This is a genomic window from Enterobacteriaceae endosymbiont of Plateumaris braccata (genome assembly GCF_012563325.1).
Classification (GTDB): domain Bacteria; phylum Pseudomonadota; class Gammaproteobacteria; order Enterobacterales; family Enterobacteriaceae.
In genome coordinates this window covers 471,537-488,330 of sequence record NZ_CP046232.1, presented here as the reverse complement: position 1 = coordinate 488,330, position 16,794 = coordinate 471,537, and the positions used below count along the sequence as shown (strand labels likewise).

Below are 16,794 nucleotides of genomic sequence, written 5' to 3'. Positions count from 1 at the left end.
TTACATTTTAATTTATGATATAATGCAAAAACATATACATACAATAGTTGCTAGAGCAACTCCTTTAGGTAAGGGTAGCATAGGAATTATACGGATATCAGGAAATTGTTCTATTAATGTAATAAAAAAAATACTACATAGATCATATATGAAACCTAGATATGCATATTATTTACCCTTTTACTATAAAAATAAAATTATAGATAAAGGAATAGCATTATGGTTTCCAAAACCTAATTCTTTTACAGGAGAAGACATATTTGAATTACAATGTCATGGTGGACCTATAATATTAGATTTATTAATTAGATATATTATGACTTTCCCAGATATTAGAATAGCAAAACCTGGAGAATTTACAGAAAGAGCTTTTTTAAATAAAAAAATAGATTTGACTCAGGCAGAAGCAATTAGTGATTTAATTTTAGCTAATTCTAAAACAGCCGTTTTTTCTGCTATGAATTTATTAAATGGAAAATTTTCATTTTTATTAAATATTTTTACAAAAAATATTATTAATCTTAGAACTGATATTGAATCTTTTATTGAATTTGAAGAAAATGATATAAAATTATTTAAAATAGATGTTTCAATTAAGTTAAAAAAAATATTAAATGATTTATCAAAAATAATAAATCATGTTGATAATGGAATAAATATTAGAGAAGGAATAAAAATTATTTTTATAGGTCCACCTAATTCCGGTAAATCTAGTTTAATGAATTTACTTTCTGACAGAGATGTATCTATTATTACTGATATTCCAGGTACTACTAGAGATATCTTATATGAAAAAATTTATATTAATTCTGTTCCAATACAAATTATTGATACAGCTGGTATTAGAAATACTAAAAATAAAATTGAAAATATTGGAATCAAAAAAACTATAAATGAAATTAATAGAACGAATTATATTTTTCTAATAGTAAATGATAATATATCTAATAATAATTTATCAAAAATTATAAGTAAATATTTAAGCAATTTTAAAAAAAAAATACCAATAATTATTATTAGGAATAAAATAGATTTAACACATAATAATTCTGAAATTATAACAAATAATGAATTTATTACTATAAAGTTATCAGTTAAAACTAAAAAAGGTATATCTTTATTAATAAATTATATTAAAAAAAATATTACTAGTATCCATAATACTGAAGATATGTTTACTTCAAGAACTAGACATATTGATATATTAAAATCAGTATTTAAATATATTAAAAAAGGACAGTTAATATTTTCATCTATTGATTCTCCAATTGAATTGTTATCAGAAAATTTAAAATTAGCTCAAATAGAACTTGATAATATAACAGGAAAATTTACATCTAAAAATTTATTAGAAAATATTTTTTCTAAATTTTGTATTGGTAAATAAACTTATTTAAAATGCCTGAATTACCAGAAATAGAAGTTATTAAAAATCTTATTTATCCTTTTTTAAAAGGATATAATATTACTTATTCTATTGTACGAAATAAAAAATTAAAATATTTAATACCAAAAGAAATCATTTTTATTAATAATCAAAAAATTATAAATGTAAAGCGTCGAGGACGATATATAATATTGATATTACAAAATAATTCAATTATTATTCATTTAGGAATGACAGGAAATTTATTAATTATTAAAGATAATAAAAAAATAAATAAAAATGATCATATAGATTTGATTATTGATAATCATATTATATTACGTTATTCAGATATTAGAAAATTTGGTTTTTGGATATGGTATAATAAAAATTATAAAAATAATGTTTTTATAAAAAAATTAGGCCCTGAACCTCTTACAAAATCATTTAATAATTTATATTTATATAAAATTACTCAGAAAAAAAAAATACCTATAAAAGTTTTATTAATGATGAATGAAATAGTTGTAGGCATTGGAAATATATATTCTAATGAATCATTATTTATATCAAAAATATTACCTTACAGGAAAGCTAATACTTTAACTTTTACAGAAATAAATATTTTAGTTAAAAAAATTAAATATATTTTATATAAATCTATAAAAAACGGTGGTACTTCAATATGTAATTATATTGATCCTTATGGTAAAAAAGGAAATTTTAGCAAATTTTTATTTGTATACAAAAGAAATAACAAATTATGTAAAATATGTCAAACAAAAATTTTTAAAATGATTCATAGAAATAGAAGCACTTTTTTTTGTTCTGTATGTCAAATATAATTTTATATGTAAGTATTAAATTATTTAATTTTTTAATAGTTAATAAATTAAATAATAATTTTATTTGAAGTTTTTAATATAATTAATTTGATAATAGTTTTTATAAAATTTTTTTAAAATAATTCTACTAATTAAAAATAGTAATAAAGAAATTATAATTAATATAGTAGCTAAAGCATTTATTTCAGGAGAAACACCTATTTTAACCATAGAATAAATTTTCAAAGGTAATATTTCATAAGTTGGTCCAGTTACAAATGTTGAAATTGTTATATCATCCATAGATAAAGTAAAACTTAATAACCAGCTAGATAATATTGCAGGTAACATTAATGGTAATATAATTTTTGTTATGATAATATTATCACTAGCTCCTAAATCTTTAGCTGCTTCTATAATACGATTATCAAAATTTTTTAATCTAGAATAGATTGTGATAACAACATATGGAATACAAAAAGTAATATGAGAAAATAATAATGTCCAAAAACCTAATGTAAAATTTAGTAATATAAATAATAATAATAAAGATATAGCCATGATGATATCAGGTGATACAATAACTATAAATAATAAAATACTAATAAATGATTTGATATATAAATTACAATAATATAAAGTAATAGCAGTTAAAAAACCCATGATTGTGGCAAATGTTGCAGAAATTATAGCAATTGTTAATGAATGATATGTTGCTTCTATTAAAAAACTATTATTTATTATGTAATAATACCATTTAAAACTAAATCCTTGCCATTGATTTCCAAAATTAGACAAATTAAATGAATTTATTATAAGAATAATTATAGGAATATAAAACCAACTATATATTAAAAATATAAAAGAGTTACGTAAAAAGTATTTAAACATTAAAATTCCTTTTTATGAAAAATTTTTATTAATTTATAATATAATATTAAAAATATTCCTGTAACTAATATTACTACATTGCTTAACGCAGCTCCTAATGGCCAATCTCTTATATTAAGAAATTGATTTTTTATAATGTTTCCTATTAATAAATTTTTAGCTCCTCCCATTAAATCTGAAATATAAAACATTCCTATAGCAGGTAAAAATACTAATAAACATCCTGAAATAATTCCTGGTAATGTTAATGGTAATACTATATAAATAAAAATTTTCCATGATTTTGCTCCTAGATCTTTAGCTGCTTCTATACAAAACATATCTAGTTTTTCTAAACTAGAATATATTGGTATAATCATAAAAGGTAATAGAATATATACTAATCCTAAAATAACAGCAAAAGATGTATACATAATATGTATGGGATGATTAATTAATTTTAAATGTATAAGAATACTATTAAAATAACCATGAATACTAAAAAAATTTTTTAAAGAAAAAATTCTAATTAATGAGTTAACCCAAAAAGGTAAAAAAAAAAAAAATAACATTATAGATCTATAATAATAAGATATTTTAATTAAACACCATGAAAATAAATATCCGATTATAAAACAAATAAATGTTGTTATTAATGATATATATAAAGAATATATAAATATATTTATATATAATTTATCTAAAATTAATTTATAATTATATAAAGTTATATTAAATTTAATAAAGTTAATATCATCTTTTGTCATAAAACTAACAATTACTATTATTAAATTTGGGAGGAAAATAAATAATAATAACCAACTTATTACTATAAAAATTATTATTTTTCTAGAATGTTTTGTTATTTTTTTCATAAGGTAATACTACCTCCCATGTTTCAACCCAATTAATTACCATTTTTTGATTTATAGAATGATCAAAATTAGGATCATCTTCATTAAAAAATTCACTTACAGTAATTATTTTACCATTTTCAAGTTGTAAAGTAGATTCTAATGTCATTCCTTTATAACTTTGATTTTTAACATATCCAATTAAACCATTTATATTTTTATCATTTTTAGTATCTATTTCTTTAATTCTTAAATCTTCTGGCCTTAATAAAACATGTATTTTTTCTCCTGTAATAACAGGAAAAAGAACTCTTATATTACATAAATATCCTTCTAAGTTAGCTATTACTTGTGTATTATTTAATCTTTTTATAATAGTAGCATTAAATATATTTATATCTCCTATAAATTTAGCAATAAATAAATTTTTTGGTTCTTCATATATTTCTCTAGGAGTACCATCTTGTTCTATTTTTCCATTACGTAATACAACAATACGATCTGACATAGTTAATGCTTCTTCTTGATTATGAGTAACAAATATAAAAGTAATACCTAGTTTTCTTTGTAACATTTTTAGTTCATTTTGCATTTTTTTTCTTAGTCTATAATCTAAAGCTGATAATGATTCATCTAATAGTAAAATTTTAGGTTTATTAATTACAGCTCTAGCAATAGCTACTCTTTGTTGTTGTCCTCCAGACAATTCATATGGTTTCCTATTAGCAAAATTTTGTAATTGGACCATATTTAAAATATTTTCTACTCTAAATTTTATTTCTTTATATGTTTTTTTTTTCATTTTTAGTCCAAAAGCGATATTATCAAATACAGACATATGAGGAAATAGAGCATAACTTTGAAAAACAGTATTAATTTGTCTATTTGCTGCTGAAATATGAGTAATTTTTTTTTGATCTAATATAATAGTACCACTATCAACTTTTTCTAAACCTGCTATTAATCTTAAAATTGTTGTTTTACCACAACCTGATGGTCCTAATAAAGTAATAAATTCACCATTATTTATAGTTAAACAAAAATTAGAAATAATTTTTTTACCAAAAAAAGATTTAGTAATATTATTAAGAGTAACTAATACTTTTTGAATATTTTTTTTCATGAATAAGCTCTAACTAAAATAATTTTATAATATTATTTTATTAAACATATTAATTAATTAATTAAAAATTAAATATATATAAAATATTAAATAAAAAATTTTTTAAGTTTTTTTTATTAATTTTATATTATAATTTATGTAATTATTAGGAAAATATTTTTTCATTAAAAATTTTAAATTTATTAATAAAATTATATATTTCTTAAAAATATTTTTTTTAAAATAATTTTTTTATTTTTTTATATATGTTATATTTTTTTATAATATATTCTATTATTTTACTAATTATTTATTAATTTTCTATATTTTTTAAAATAAAATAAATTATTTTTATATAGTATTTTTTATTAAAAAATATATATTTTATTAAATTTTAATTCAAAAAATTTTAATAATATATATATATTAAATATTTTTATTAAAACTAATTAAAATATTGTTAATAAACAAAATATAATAAAATATTCTAATAATATAATTATTAATATTCTATTGAATTAAATAAGAAATTCTAAAAAATTATCAGTGATTCAATAAAATTTTTATTTAATTTGTACTTGATTAATCTATATATAGATAATAGTATCCTACTATTTATTTTATTTAAAATTATTAATTTATAGTTTAACTAGTTATTTTTTTATTAATAGTAGTTAAAATAGCAAATTTTTCATTTATACAAAATAAAATAATAATTTTTTCTATTTAAATGCTAATGTTATTATAGCAAAAATATTTTATTTATATAAATAAAATATTTTTTAATATATATAATATCATTGAAAATGATAAATTATTAATATTTTCTGATATATAAATAAAATAAATAAATGTTAAAATTAAATTAATTATATATTAATTTTTTTTTCAATTATACCACCACCTAAACAAACAGATCCAGAATAAAATACTGCTGATTGTCCAGGAGTAATACTAGATATTGGACTATTAAAATAAACTTGTATTTTATTATTATCTAATAATTTTATTTTACAATATATTTCTTTTTGTCTATATCTAGTCTTAATAGAACAAATGTTTGGTAAGTTAAATGGATAATTAATCCAACTAATATTTTTAGCTATTAATCCAATAGAAAATAAATTAGGATTATCTTTTCCCTGAGCTACAATTAAAATATTTTTTTTTATATCTTTTTTGATAACATACCATGGTTTACAATTATTATTATTTAATATTCCACCTATTCCTATTCTTTTACGTTGTCCTAATGTATAATGTATTAATCCTTTATGTTTTCCAATAATTTTACCATTTAAATCAACAATATCTCCTGATTTAGTAGATAAATATTTATTTAAAAATTCAAAGAAATTTTTTTTACCTATAAAACATATTCCTGTAGAATCCTTTTTTTTTGCATTAATAAAATTTAATTTTTTAGCAATTTTTCGAACTTCAATTTTATTTAATCCTCCAATAGGAAATAAAATTTTTTTTAATTGTTTTTCTTTTATTGTATATAAAAAATAACTTTGATCTTTATTTTTATCAATTCCTTTTAATAAATAAAATTGATGTTTAATTTTTTTGCATCGAACATAATGTCCTGTACTAATAAAATCAGCTTGTAAATTTTTTAAAGCAAAATTCATAAAATATTTAAATTTTATTATTTTATTGCATAAAATATCAGGATTTGGAGTATTACCTATTTTATATTCATAAAGAAAATTTTTAAAAACATATTCCCAGTATTCAAAAGAAAAATTTATTTTATGTAAATAAATATCTAATTGATCACAAATTTTTTCAGCATCATATAAATCTTTTTTAATACTACAATTTTTATTATCATCTTCTTCCCAGTTTTTCATAAACAATCCTTCTACTTGATAATTTTGTTTTTTTAATAACCAAGCAGAAACAGAAGAATCAACACCACCAGAAATAGCAATTATTACTTTTTTTTTTAACATTATTTTATTTATAAATTTTTTGTTCAAATTAAAATATATAAATTATTAAATTTATTTTTTTTACATTTTATTAATTGTTTTTATACCCAAAAGATTTAAACCTGTTTTTAAAAATTTAGTAGTAGTAAATACTATCTTTAATCTACTAGTTTTAATTAAATCATTTTGTATATTTAATATATTACAATTTTCATAAAAGTGAGAAAATAATGTAGTAATTTTATATAACCAATTACATAGTATATGTGGGGTACCATCTTTTATAACTTTGAAAATTATTTCTTCAAATTCTAAAAAAGTAATAGCTAAATTAATTTCATAATTATTAGAAAAATTTATTTCAAAGTTAGAAAACTTATTAAAATCAATTTTTGACTTAATTAATATTGATTTTGCTCTTACATAAGCATATTGTATATAAGGTGCTGTATTACCATTTAAAGAAAGCATATCATCCCAGTTAAAAACATAATTAGTTATTCTGTTTTTAGATAATTCAGAATATTTAATAGCTGATATACCTATTATAGCAGACAAATTTTCTAATTCATTATCTTTTATCATAGGATTTTTTTTTAAAATTACTTTTTTTGATCTAATTATAGATTCTTCTATTAAAAGACTTAATTTAATATTTTTTCCTGTACGAGTTTTAAACGGTTTATTATTATGATCTAATATCATACCAAACATATGATGTTCTAATTTTACATATAAAGGTGCATAATTAGCTTTTTTTGCTATTAAAAAGATTTGTTTTAAATATTGATTTTGTCTTGCATCTACATAATATATGATACGATCAGCTTTTAATATTTTACAACGATATTTTATACAAGCAATATCTGTAGTTGCATAAAGATATGCACCATCTTTTTTTTGTATAACAATTGCCATTGTATTATTATTTTTATTTTGTATTTTTTTAATAGGTATAACAGTAGTGCCATTACTATTAATAGCTAATCCTTTTTTTTTTAAATCTAAAATAATTTTTGGTAACATATAATTATATGTACTTTCACCAAAAGTATCTTTAGAAGATAATAAAACATCAAGTTTTTTATATAAAAAATAATTATGATTCATAGTAATTTGAACAAATTTTTTCCAAATTTTCAAACAAAATGGATCATTATTTTGTAGTTTCACAACATATTTTCTAGATTTTTCAGCAAACATTACATCATTATTATATTTAATTTGTGCTTTTTTATAAAATTGATCTAAATCAGACAAAACAATGTTTTTTTTATTTTGTTGTTTAAATTTTAAAAATGCGATTAACATACCAAATTGTGTACCCCAATCCCCTATATGATTAACTTTGATTACATTATGTCCTAAAAAAGTTAATATACGTACTATAGAATCTCCTATTATTGTCGATCTTAAATGTCCAATATGCATTTCTTTTGCAATATTAGGACCAGAATAATCTATAACAATATTTTTAATTTTTATTTTTTTTAAAATACCTAATTTTGAGGTATTTAATAATAAATTTATTTGTTTAGATATCCATTCTTCTTTAATAAAAATATTAATAAATCCTAATGTAGATATTTCTATATTTTTTATTACATTTTTTAAATTTATATTTTGTATTACTTTAATGGCTAATTTTTGAGGATTTTTGTTTAATTTTATAGCAGCAGATATAATACCGTTTACTTGATAATGACCAAATTTTATTTTTTTACATTTACGTAACATCACATTATATTCTAATGGTATTCCTGATTTAATCATTGCACTTTGAATATTTTTTGAAAGAATTTTTTTAATATTCATTAATTTTACCTAATTTAATAAATTTTTTAATAAAATTAATTTTTCTATAATTTATCAATTGCATATTCTATTCTTTTTAATGCTTTTTTCAATATATCATGAGTACAAGCAAAATTAAACCTAATAAAATTATCGTTTCCAAATTCTTTTCCTGAAGATAAACCTACACCATATTTTTCAAAATATAATACTGGATTAGAAATTTTCATTTTAGAACAATCAATCCAACCAAGATATGTAGCTTCTGGTTTTAACATACTTAAATAAGGTAATTTATTTATTTTAGAAAATAAAAAATCACGATTTATTTTTAAATATTTAATTTGTTGATTTAACCAATTATTACCATAAGTCCATGCAGATTCTGCTGCAATATATGATAATATATCTATATTAGGATTTAAACCTTTTTTAAATAAATTAAATTTATCACGTAATTTTTTATTTGGAATAATAGCAATTGCAAAATTTAATCCTGATATATTAAATGATTTAGAAGGAGACATTAAAGTTATGGTACATTCTGCAGCATCATCATTAATAGATGCAAACGGTATATGTTTTATATTTTTTTCAAAAATTAAGTCACAATGTATTTCATCAGAACAAACAATTAAATTATATTTTTTAACGAATTCTAAAATTTTTTCTAATTCATAATATTTATATACAGTTCCTACGGGATTATGTGGATTACATAACATTATTAATTTTTCATTACCATTAATATTTTTATTTAAAAAATTAAAATCTATGATTAATCTATTATTTATATTAATTAATTTTATATATTTTTTGTGTCTTTTAACTATATCAGTTGCATATATAAATGGAGGATATATAGGCGTTGGTATAATTACAGAATTTTTATTAGTAGTAAATGTTCTGACAGTCAAATTTAATCCACAAACAACTCCATTAATATATATAATCCATTCAGGATTAATTTCCCATTTAAAATTTTTCCATAATCTTTCAATAATAATATTTGATAAATTTTTTGGAATTATTCCATATCCTAAAACACCATGATTAATTCTTTGTTTTAATGCATTTAATATACATGGAGGACAAGAAAAATCACTATCAGCTATCCATAAAGGTATAATATCTTTATTATATTTATTCCATTTTAAACTATCACTTTTAGATCTATCAACAAACTTATTAAAATCAAAATTTTTTATTATCATATTAATGAATTAATTACATATATAAATATATTGATTATATCAAATGAATTTAATATGAATATATAAAAAAATTTATTTAATTTTAATATAATTAAAAATTAATAAAATAACTATTTATTATCTAATAAAATTTATTATTATAATAATATATTTCATATTTTTAAAAATTATTCTATTTTATACTCATATTTATAATATAATATTATTATAATCTTATTTATTTAAAAAAATAAAAAATTACTATCATTATTTATTTTTTAAAATTAATTAATGTTAAATAAATCTTTTAAGTTTTAAATAACAGGTATGTATTATGAATAATAGAATTTATTGTGGAGAAATTAATACAAAATATATAAATCAAAAAGTAGTTCTTTATGGATGGATAGATACTTATATAAATTTAGGAAAATTAATTTTTGTTAATTTAAGAGATCGTGAAGGAATCATACAAATTGTTTTTACTTCTGTAGATAAAAAAATTTTTAAATTAGCTAAAACATTACGTAATGATTTTTGCATTAAAGTTATTGGTAAAGTAATAAAAAGAAAAAAGAAAAATTTAAATTTATCAACAGGAGAAATAGAAATAATAGCATCAAACTTATTTATTATAAATAAATCAAAAGCATTACCTATAAATAATAATATTCTGAATAAAGAAGAAATTAGATTAAAATATAGATACATAGATCTTAGACAATTAAAAATGTTAAAAATAATAAAGAAAAGATCACTTATTACAAGTTATATTAGATTTTTTTTAGAAAAACATAAATTTTTAAATATTGAAACACCTATTTTAACTAAATCTACTCCAGAAGGATCTAGAGATTATTTAGTTCCTAGTCGTATACAAAAAAAAAATTTTTATGCATTACCACAATCACCTCAAATTTTTAAACAATTACTAATGATTGCTGGACTAGACCGTTATTATCAAATTGCTAAATGTTTTCGTGATGAAGATTTAAGATCAGATCGTCAACCAGAATTTACTCAAATTGATATAGAAGCATCTTTTGTGAATTTTAACAATTTTAAAAATTTAATAGAAACAATGATATCTTATTTATGGAAAAATATTTTAAATATTAACTTAAGAAAATTTACTATAATGACTTTTCATGATGCTATGAATAATTATGGTACAGATAAACCTAATTTAAGAAATCCATTAAAATTAGTAGATTTAACAGATATATTAGATATTAATAACCAAAAAAAAAATAATAATAATATTTTTCAGAGAAAAGTATCAATTCGTATTAAAAATAAATATATTAAAAATACAAATAATAAAATATTAGATACTTATTCAGTATATGTAAAAAAATATGGTACTAATGATCTTAATCTTTTTAAGATACAAAATAATAATTTGATTAAATTATTTAAAAAAAATAATAAATTAAATTTTTTTATGGACGATCAAATATCAAAAGATATTATATTACGTAATAAAGCTAAAGATAATGATTTAATTTTTTTAGGAACAGAAAAAATAAATGGAACATTAAGCTCTATGGGTATTTTAAGAGAAAAATTATCTATAGATTTAAATATAATAAAAAAAGATTTATGGTTTCCTTTATGGATTATTAATTTCCCTTTATTTAAAAAAGATAAGATAGGTAATCTTATTTCAATGCATCATCCATTTACAGCACCAATAGAATATAATATAAATAATTTTAAAAATAATCCAGAAAATATTCTTTCTGATTCATATGATATAGTGATTAATGGATATGAAGTTGGTAGTGGTTCAGGAAGAATATATAATAACAAAATACAAAAAATAATATTTGATATATTAAAAATAAATAAACAAATACAAACAAAAGAATTTGGATTTTTTTTAGAAGCTTTAAAGTTTGGTACACCTCCTCATAGAGGAATAGCTTTAGGATTAGATAGATTAGTTATGCTTCTTACTAATACTAATAATATTCGTGATGTAATAGCTTTTCCTAAAACTAATTCAGGTACATGTTTAATGACTCAATCTCCAAATTTAATTAGTCAAGATATTTTAAAAGAATTAGGATTATTTTATGTATAAAAAATTATTAATATAAAGGAAATTTTTATGGCCGGACATAGTAAATGGTCTAATATGCGTTATCGTAAAGCATCACAAGATATAAAAAAAGATAAAATTTTTACTAAAATTGCTAGAGAATTAAATACTGCTAGTAAATTAGGAGGAATAATTAATCCACAATATAATACTAAATTACGTTTAGCTATAGAAAAAGGTTTATTAAATAATATGAATAAATCTACAATAAAAAAAATATTATTTAAAAAATTAAATCAAAAAAAAAAAATATTATCGAATAATATAAAAAATATTTTTTATGAAGGTTTTGGTCCTGGAAACATTGCAATTCTTATCAAGTGTATTACAGATAATAGAAATAGAACAATATCTGTAATAAGAAATTCTTTTAATAAAATAGGATATCGTTTAGGAAATAGTGGTTCTGTTTATTATATGTTTAAAAAAAAAATTATAATATCATTTATTAATAATAATAATTTAGATAAAATTATAGATATTGCTGAAAATTTACAAGCTGAAGATATCATCTTTAATGATAAAATAATTGATGTTATTTTTAATAAAAAAAAATATAAGTCACTTTTATTAGAAGAAAAAAATTTTTTAATTAAACCAATAAAATTTAAATTAACTATGATACCTTTAATTAAAAAAAATATTGATTTATTAACAAAAAATAAATTTGTATTTTTCTTAAATTTATTAAAATTAAATAATGATATACAAGAAATTTATCATAACGCTAATATCTAAATATTAATATATTTGTAATTTTTTAATTATTTTATAATAAAAATATATATTTTAAACATGTATAAATTATTATTTTTAATAAATAAATAAAATTTATAATTTATTATATTTTTTATATAAATATTAAAATTATAGCAAAAAATATCTTTAAATATAAATATGAAAAAATCATATTTTATTTTTATTTATTTAAGAAATAATATAACACCTAATAAAATTATATATATTTGCAATATTAATAGCAAAAATAACACCTAATTTTATTAAATAAAACTCTATTAAAAATTTTAAATAAAATTTTTTATTTAAAATAATATTATTAATTTATTAGAATATTAAAATTTATTATTTATATTTTTAGTCCTATAATAAAACATTAAAATGATATTAAAATTAATATGTATTACATTATAACTAATTATTTTACTTAGTAATTTTCAATATTGGATCAATACCTGCAATAACTTTCCCAGAATATTTTTTTATTGATTTTATATCTTCAATATTAGAAATTACTATAGGAGTTAATACAGACTTTGCTGTTTTTATTAAATAATCTAAATCTAATTCAATAATTATTTCTCCTTTTGTAACTGTATTTTTTTCTTTAAAATTAAATATACGTTTAAATCCCTTTCCTTTTAAATTAACTGTATCAATACCAAAATGGACAAATAATTCTATTTTATTATTTGATATAATAGAAAAAGCATGATTAGTATCAAAAATTTTTCCGATAGTTCCATCTATTGGAGCAACAATAAAATTTCCTGTAGGATTAATTGCTATTCCATCTCCTATAATTTTATCTGAAAAGACAGAATCTGGAACAGTTTTTATATCAACTATTTCTCCAGAAATAGGTGCTAAAACTTTAATAGTAGTAGTTTTTTTTATTATTTTTTTTTTAATTTTTTGAAAAATATCAGTAAAAAAATTCATTTTATCTCCTAAAATATATTTTTTATAAAATATATTAGTATTGTTTATTAAATTCAAATATAAGATTATTAATATCTTTATTAGTAGATTGTAATAAGATATTATCTGCTAAAACTTTTGCTTTATTCATTTCTGTATTTCTAATAATATTTTTTATTTTAGGAATAGATGCTGAACTCATACTAAATTCATCTAATCCCATTCCTAATAAAATTGGAATAACATTTTCATCACTAGCTAATTCACCACACATACCAGTCCATTTACCTTCTGCATGTGACGCATCAATAACTTTTTTAATTAAATAAAAAATAGATGGAGATATAGGTTTATATAAATGAGAAATTAAATCATTACCACGATCTACAGCTAATGTGTATTGAGTTAAATCGTTTGTTCCTATACTAAAAAAATCAATTTCTTTTGCTAAATGGTTAGCAATAATAGCAGATGCAGGAGTTTCTACCATAATACCTACTGGTATATTTTTATTAAAATTATGTTTTTCATTTTGAAGTTGTTTTTTTAAAAAATTTAATTCTTCTTTTAAAAAATAAACTTCTTCAATAGAAATAATCATTGGAAACATAATACATATCTTTCCAAATACTGATGCTCGTAAAATAGCTCTTAATTGTGTATGTAATATTTCTGTACGATCCATAGTTATTCTAATAGCTCTCCATCCTAAAAAAGGATTATCTTCTTTAGGTAAATTCATATAAGGTATATTTTTATCTCCTCCTATATCCATAGTACGAATAATAACAAGTTTTCCATTCATACTTTTTGCTACTGTTTTATAAGCATGAAATTGTTCTTCTTCTAAAGGTAAAGAATTACGATTCATAAATAAAAATTCTGTACGATATAATCCAATTCCTTCAGCACCATTTTTTTTAGCATTATTTAAATCTTTTGATGAACTAATATTAGCACATATTTCAATTTTAAATTGATCTTTAGTTATAGCTGGTAATTTACTTAATTTTATTAATTTATTTTTTTCAAAAATAAATTTATTATGTATTAATTTAATTTTATCAATTATTACATTTTTAGGATTTATATATATATTATTATTAATACCATCTAATATTAAATAATCATCTGTTTTTACTTTACTAGTAATGTTTCCTGTACCTACAATAGCAGGTATTTCTAAAGAACGAGCTATTATTGCTGTATGAGAAGTTTGACTACCAAAATCTGTAATAAATCCTAAAATTTTTTTTAAATTTAATTGAGTTGTTTCTGATGGTGTAAGATCTTTAGCAATTAAAATTACTTTATTTTTTATTTCACTTAAATTAAAAAGATTTTTACCTAAAATATTTCTTATTAAACGATTACCAATATCTTTAATATCAATTATTCTAGATTTTAAATATTCATCATCAATATTTTCTAATGATTTTATTTGACATTTCATTACATGATTTACTGCAGCATCAGCTGATAAAAAATTATTTTTTATTAATGAAATAACTTCTTTAATCATTTCTTCATCTTGTAAAAGTACAATATGTCCTTCAAATATAAATTTTTTATCATTATTAAAATTTTTAATTGTTTTATTTTTAATTAATTCAAGTTGCTTAATTGATTTTTTTTGTCCTTCAAAAAATTTTTCAATTTCACATTCTATTTGATTATTCATAATTTTATTATGATTAATAATAATATTATCTACTTTTAATAAAAATGCTCTACCAAAAGCAATACCAGGAGAAGCTAAAATTCCTGAAATCATATTTTACCTCTATTATCATCTAATGATTTTATATTAAATATTATTAATTTCAATAATATATTATTAAAATATAAATTTTATTATTTAATAAATATTAGTAGAATTATTTTATTATAATTATTTTATTAATAATTGAGAATAATATTATCTTAAATAATTTTATTTATATACATATATTATAATTTTTCAATAATTTTTACCAAATATTCTATTGCTTTTTTCTCATCTTTTCCACAAGCTGTCAAAATAATTGAAGTTCCTTTAGTCATTCCTAATGTTTGTATTTTAAATAAACTTTTAGCATTAACTGTTTTTCCATTAGATGTAATTGTTATATCAGATATAAAATTTTTAGCTTCTTTTACAAAAAGTGCTGCTGGACGAATATGTAAACCATGAGTATTATTAATAATAATTTCTTTTTGAAACATTATTTTTTCCTAAATTTTAATTAATTTATTATTTTAAATAATTTATAGATTTAAATGATATAAAATATATATTATTAAAATAATAATTTTATATAAAATTAATAATTATAAATTAATTATTGTAAAATTTAATAAATAGCATAGATCAATGATCTTGGCTACTAATTACTATAAGTAATTAATAACTAATATAATTTTTATATAAATCATAATAAATTTAATTTTAATAATATTTAATGAATTATTTTGTTATATATTATAACCATATTTTAGATGGTGTAATAATTACTGGTAATGGAATATCCCACTTACAAATAGGAAAATTATTATTTAATTGATAATCATAAGCTATTCCTATAGGTAAAGTATTGTTATTTTTTTTTAATAATCTATCATAATATCCACCACCCATACCTAATCTATAACGATCTTCATTAAACAATACTATTGGTACTATTATTATATCTAATATATCTATTAAAAATAAAGATTCTTTTTGAATATTAGGTTCTAAAATATTATATCTATTAAATTTTAATATTGTATTAGGAGTATATTTAGAAAAAAATAATTTTCCTTCAATATTTGGATCTATAATAGGAACATAAACTATTTTATTTTGTAACCATAATTTTTTAATTAATAAATTTGTATTTATTTCTCCTAAAAAAGAAATATATAGTCCTATATTTTGACTTTTTTTAAATGAAATAAAATTTATAATTTTACTAGTAATAATATTATCTAATATATTTTTATTTATACAAGAAAAATTTTTTCTTAACTTATTATATTTATTACGTATTTTTATACGTTGAAGTATTTTTTTATACATATAAATTGTATTATGAATAATGTTTAAAAATTAAATTTTATATAATTT

The 16,794-nt window shown here is 18.5% G+C and carries 14 protein-coding genes; 4 read left to right on the top strand and 10 right to left on the bottom strand.

Going from position 1 to position 16,794, the window contains the following annotated elements; translation table 11 throughout:
- Positions 1-22 precede the first annotated feature (22 nt).
- Both mnmE and mutM read left to right on the top strand, forming a co-directional pair.
- Complete coding sequence (gene mnmE, locus GJT80_RS02335; RefSeq protein WP_168867770.1) at positions 23-1,387, top strand: tRNA uridine-5-carboxymethylaminomethyl(34) synthesis GTPase MnmE; 1,365 nt, start codon at positions 23-25, stop codon at positions 1,385-1,387.
- A gap of 11 nt (positions 1,388-1,398) precedes the next feature.
- Positions 1,399-2,211: a bifunctional DNA-formamidopyrimidine glycosylase/DNA-(apurinic or apyrimidinic site) lyase gene (gene mutM / locus GJT80_RS02330; RefSeq protein WP_168867769.1), complete on the top strand. Its 813-nt coding sequence runs from the start codon at positions 1,399-1,401 to the stop codon at positions 2,209-2,211.
- A gap of 60 nt (positions 2,212-2,271) precedes the next feature.
- Here mutM and potC read toward each other — a convergent pair whose 3' ends face one another.
- The 6 genes from potC to GJT80_RS02300 all read right to left on the bottom strand — a co-directional run bounded on the left by potC (position 2,272) and on the right by GJT80_RS02300 (position 9,964).
- Positions 2,272-3,081: a spermidine/putrescine ABC transporter permease PotC gene (potC, locus tag GJT80_RS02325; protein WP_168867768.1), complete on the bottom strand. Its 810-nt coding sequence runs from the start codon at positions 3,079-3,081 to the stop codon at positions 2,272-2,274.
- Positions 3,081-3,935: a spermidine/putrescine ABC transporter permease PotB gene (gene potB / locus GJT80_RS02320; protein WP_168867767.1), complete on the bottom strand. Its 855-nt coding sequence runs from the start codon at positions 3,933-3,935 to the stop codon at positions 3,081-3,083. Before potB ends, potC begins: the two co-directional genes overlap by 1 nt.
- On the bottom strand, positions 3,910-5,037 hold the full coding sequence (gene potA, locus GJT80_RS02315) for a spermidine/putrescine ABC transporter ATP-binding protein PotA (RefSeq protein WP_168867766.1): 1,128 nt from the start codon (positions 5,035-5,037) through the stop codon (positions 3,910-3,912). Before potA ends, potB begins: the two co-directional genes overlap by 26 nt.
- A gap of 848 nt (positions 5,038-5,885) precedes the next feature.
- Entirely contained in the window at positions 5,886-6,977 is a 1,092-nt protein-coding gene (gene mnmA, locus GJT80_RS02310; protein ID WP_168867765.1) for a tRNA 2-thiouridine(34) synthase MnmA, read from the bottom strand.
- A gap of 60 nt (positions 6,978-7,037) precedes the next feature.
- Entirely contained in the window at positions 7,038-8,771 is a 1,734-nt protein-coding gene (gene argS, locus GJT80_RS02305; RefSeq protein ID WP_168867764.1) for an arginine--tRNA ligase, read from the bottom strand.
- 44 nt (positions 8,772-8,815) lie between these two features.
- Entirely contained in the window at positions 8,816-9,964 is a 1,149-nt protein-coding gene (locus GJT80_RS02300) for a MalY/PatB family protein (RefSeq protein WP_168867763.1), read from the bottom strand.
- 313 nt (positions 9,965-10,277) lie between these two features.
- On the opposite strand from GJT80_RS02300, the gene aspS reads away from it, so the two are divergent.
- Positions 10,278-12,029: an aspartate--tRNA ligase gene (aspS, locus tag GJT80_RS02295; RefSeq protein ID WP_168867762.1), complete on the top strand. Its 1,752-nt coding sequence runs from the start codon at positions 10,278-10,280 to the stop codon at positions 12,027-12,029.
- A gap of 27 nt (positions 12,030-12,056) precedes the next feature.
- Positions 12,057-12,785 carry a YebC/PmpR family DNA-binding transcriptional regulator gene (locus GJT80_RS02290; protein ID WP_168867761.1) on the top strand — a complete coding sequence of 243 codons (729 nt, stop codon included), beginning with the start codon at positions 12,057-12,059 and terminating at the stop codon, positions 12,783-12,785.
- Positions 12,786-13,208: 423 nt separating this feature from the next.
- On the opposite strand, the gene crr is transcribed toward GJT80_RS02290, so the two are convergent.
- The 4 genes from crr to GJT80_RS02270 form a co-directional block, all read right to left on the bottom strand.
- Positions 13,209-13,727, bottom strand: coding sequence for a PTS glucose transporter subunit IIA (gene crr / locus GJT80_RS02285; RefSeq protein WP_168867760.1), 519 nt, complete (start codon positions 13,725-13,727; stop codon positions 13,209-13,211).
- A 34-nt stretch (positions 13,728-13,761) separates the two neighbouring features.
- Entirely contained in the window at positions 13,762-15,480 is a 1,719-nt protein-coding gene (gene ptsI / locus GJT80_RS02280; protein WP_168867759.1) for a phosphoenolpyruvate-protein phosphotransferase PtsI, read from the bottom strand.
- A 176-nt stretch (positions 15,481-15,656) separates the two neighbouring features.
- A complete protein-coding gene (locus GJT80_RS02275) occupies positions 15,657-15,911 on the bottom strand; it encodes an HPr family phosphocarrier protein (RefSeq protein WP_168867758.1) in 255 nt (84 codons plus the stop codon).
- 256 nt (positions 15,912-16,167) lie between these two features.
- The gene (locus GJT80_RS02270; protein WP_168867757.1) at positions 16,168-16,746 is read right to left on the bottom strand and encodes a 5-formyltetrahydrofolate cyclo-ligase; all 579 of its coding nucleotides are present in this window, start codon (positions 16,744-16,746) and stop codon (positions 16,168-16,170) included.
- Between the last annotated feature and the right edge of the window lie 48 nt (positions 16,747-16,794).

Coding starts and splice junctions, on each gene's coding strand:
- potA (WP_168867766.1), bottom strand. CDS start 5,037: ATGAAAAAAAATATTCAAAAAGTATTAGTTACTCTTAATAATATTACT.
- GJT80_RS02300 (WP_168867763.1), bottom strand. CDS start 9,964: ATGATAATAAAAAATTTTGATTTTAATAAGTTTGTTGATAGATCTAAA.
- GJT80_RS02290 (WP_168867761.1), top strand. CDS start 12,057: ATGGCCGGACATAGTAAATGGTCTAATATGCGTTATCGTAAAGCATCA.
- GJT80_RS02275 (WP_168867758.1), bottom strand. CDS start 15,911: ATGTTTCAAAAAGAAATTATTATTAATAATACTCATGGTTTACATATT.
- potC (WP_168867768.1), bottom strand. CDS start 3,081: ATGTTTAAATACTTTTTACGTAACTCTTTTATATTTTTAATATATAGT.
- aspS (WP_168867762.1), top strand. CDS start 10,278: ATGAATAATAGAATTTATTGTGGAGAAATTAATACAAAATATATAAAT.
- argS (WP_168867764.1), bottom strand. CDS start 8,771: ATGAATATTAAAAAAATTCTTTCAAAAAATATTCAAAGTGCAATGATT.
- mnmE (WP_168867770.1), top strand. CDS start 23: ATGCAAAAACATATACATACAATAGTTGCTAGAGCAACTCCTTTAGGT.
- crr (WP_168867760.1), bottom strand. CDS start 13,727: ATGAATTTTTTTACTGATATTTTTCAAAAAATTAAAAAAAAAATAATA.
- mutM (WP_168867769.1), top strand. CDS start 1,399: ATGCCTGAATTACCAGAAATAGAAGTTATTAAAAATCTTATTTATCCT.
- ptsI (WP_168867759.1), bottom strand. CDS start 15,480: ATGATTTCAGGAATTTTAGCTTCTCCTGGTATTGCTTTTGGTAGAGCA.
- potB (WP_168867767.1), bottom strand. CDS start 3,935: ATGAAAAAAATAACAAAACATTCTAGAAAAATAATAATTTTTATAGTA.
- mnmA (WP_168867765.1), bottom strand. CDS start 6,977: ATGTTAAAAAAAAAAGTAATAATTGCTATTTCTGGTGGTGTTGATTCT.
- GJT80_RS02270 (WP_168867757.1), bottom strand. CDS start 16,746: ATGTATAAAAAAATACTTCAACGTATAAAAATACGTAATAAATATAAT.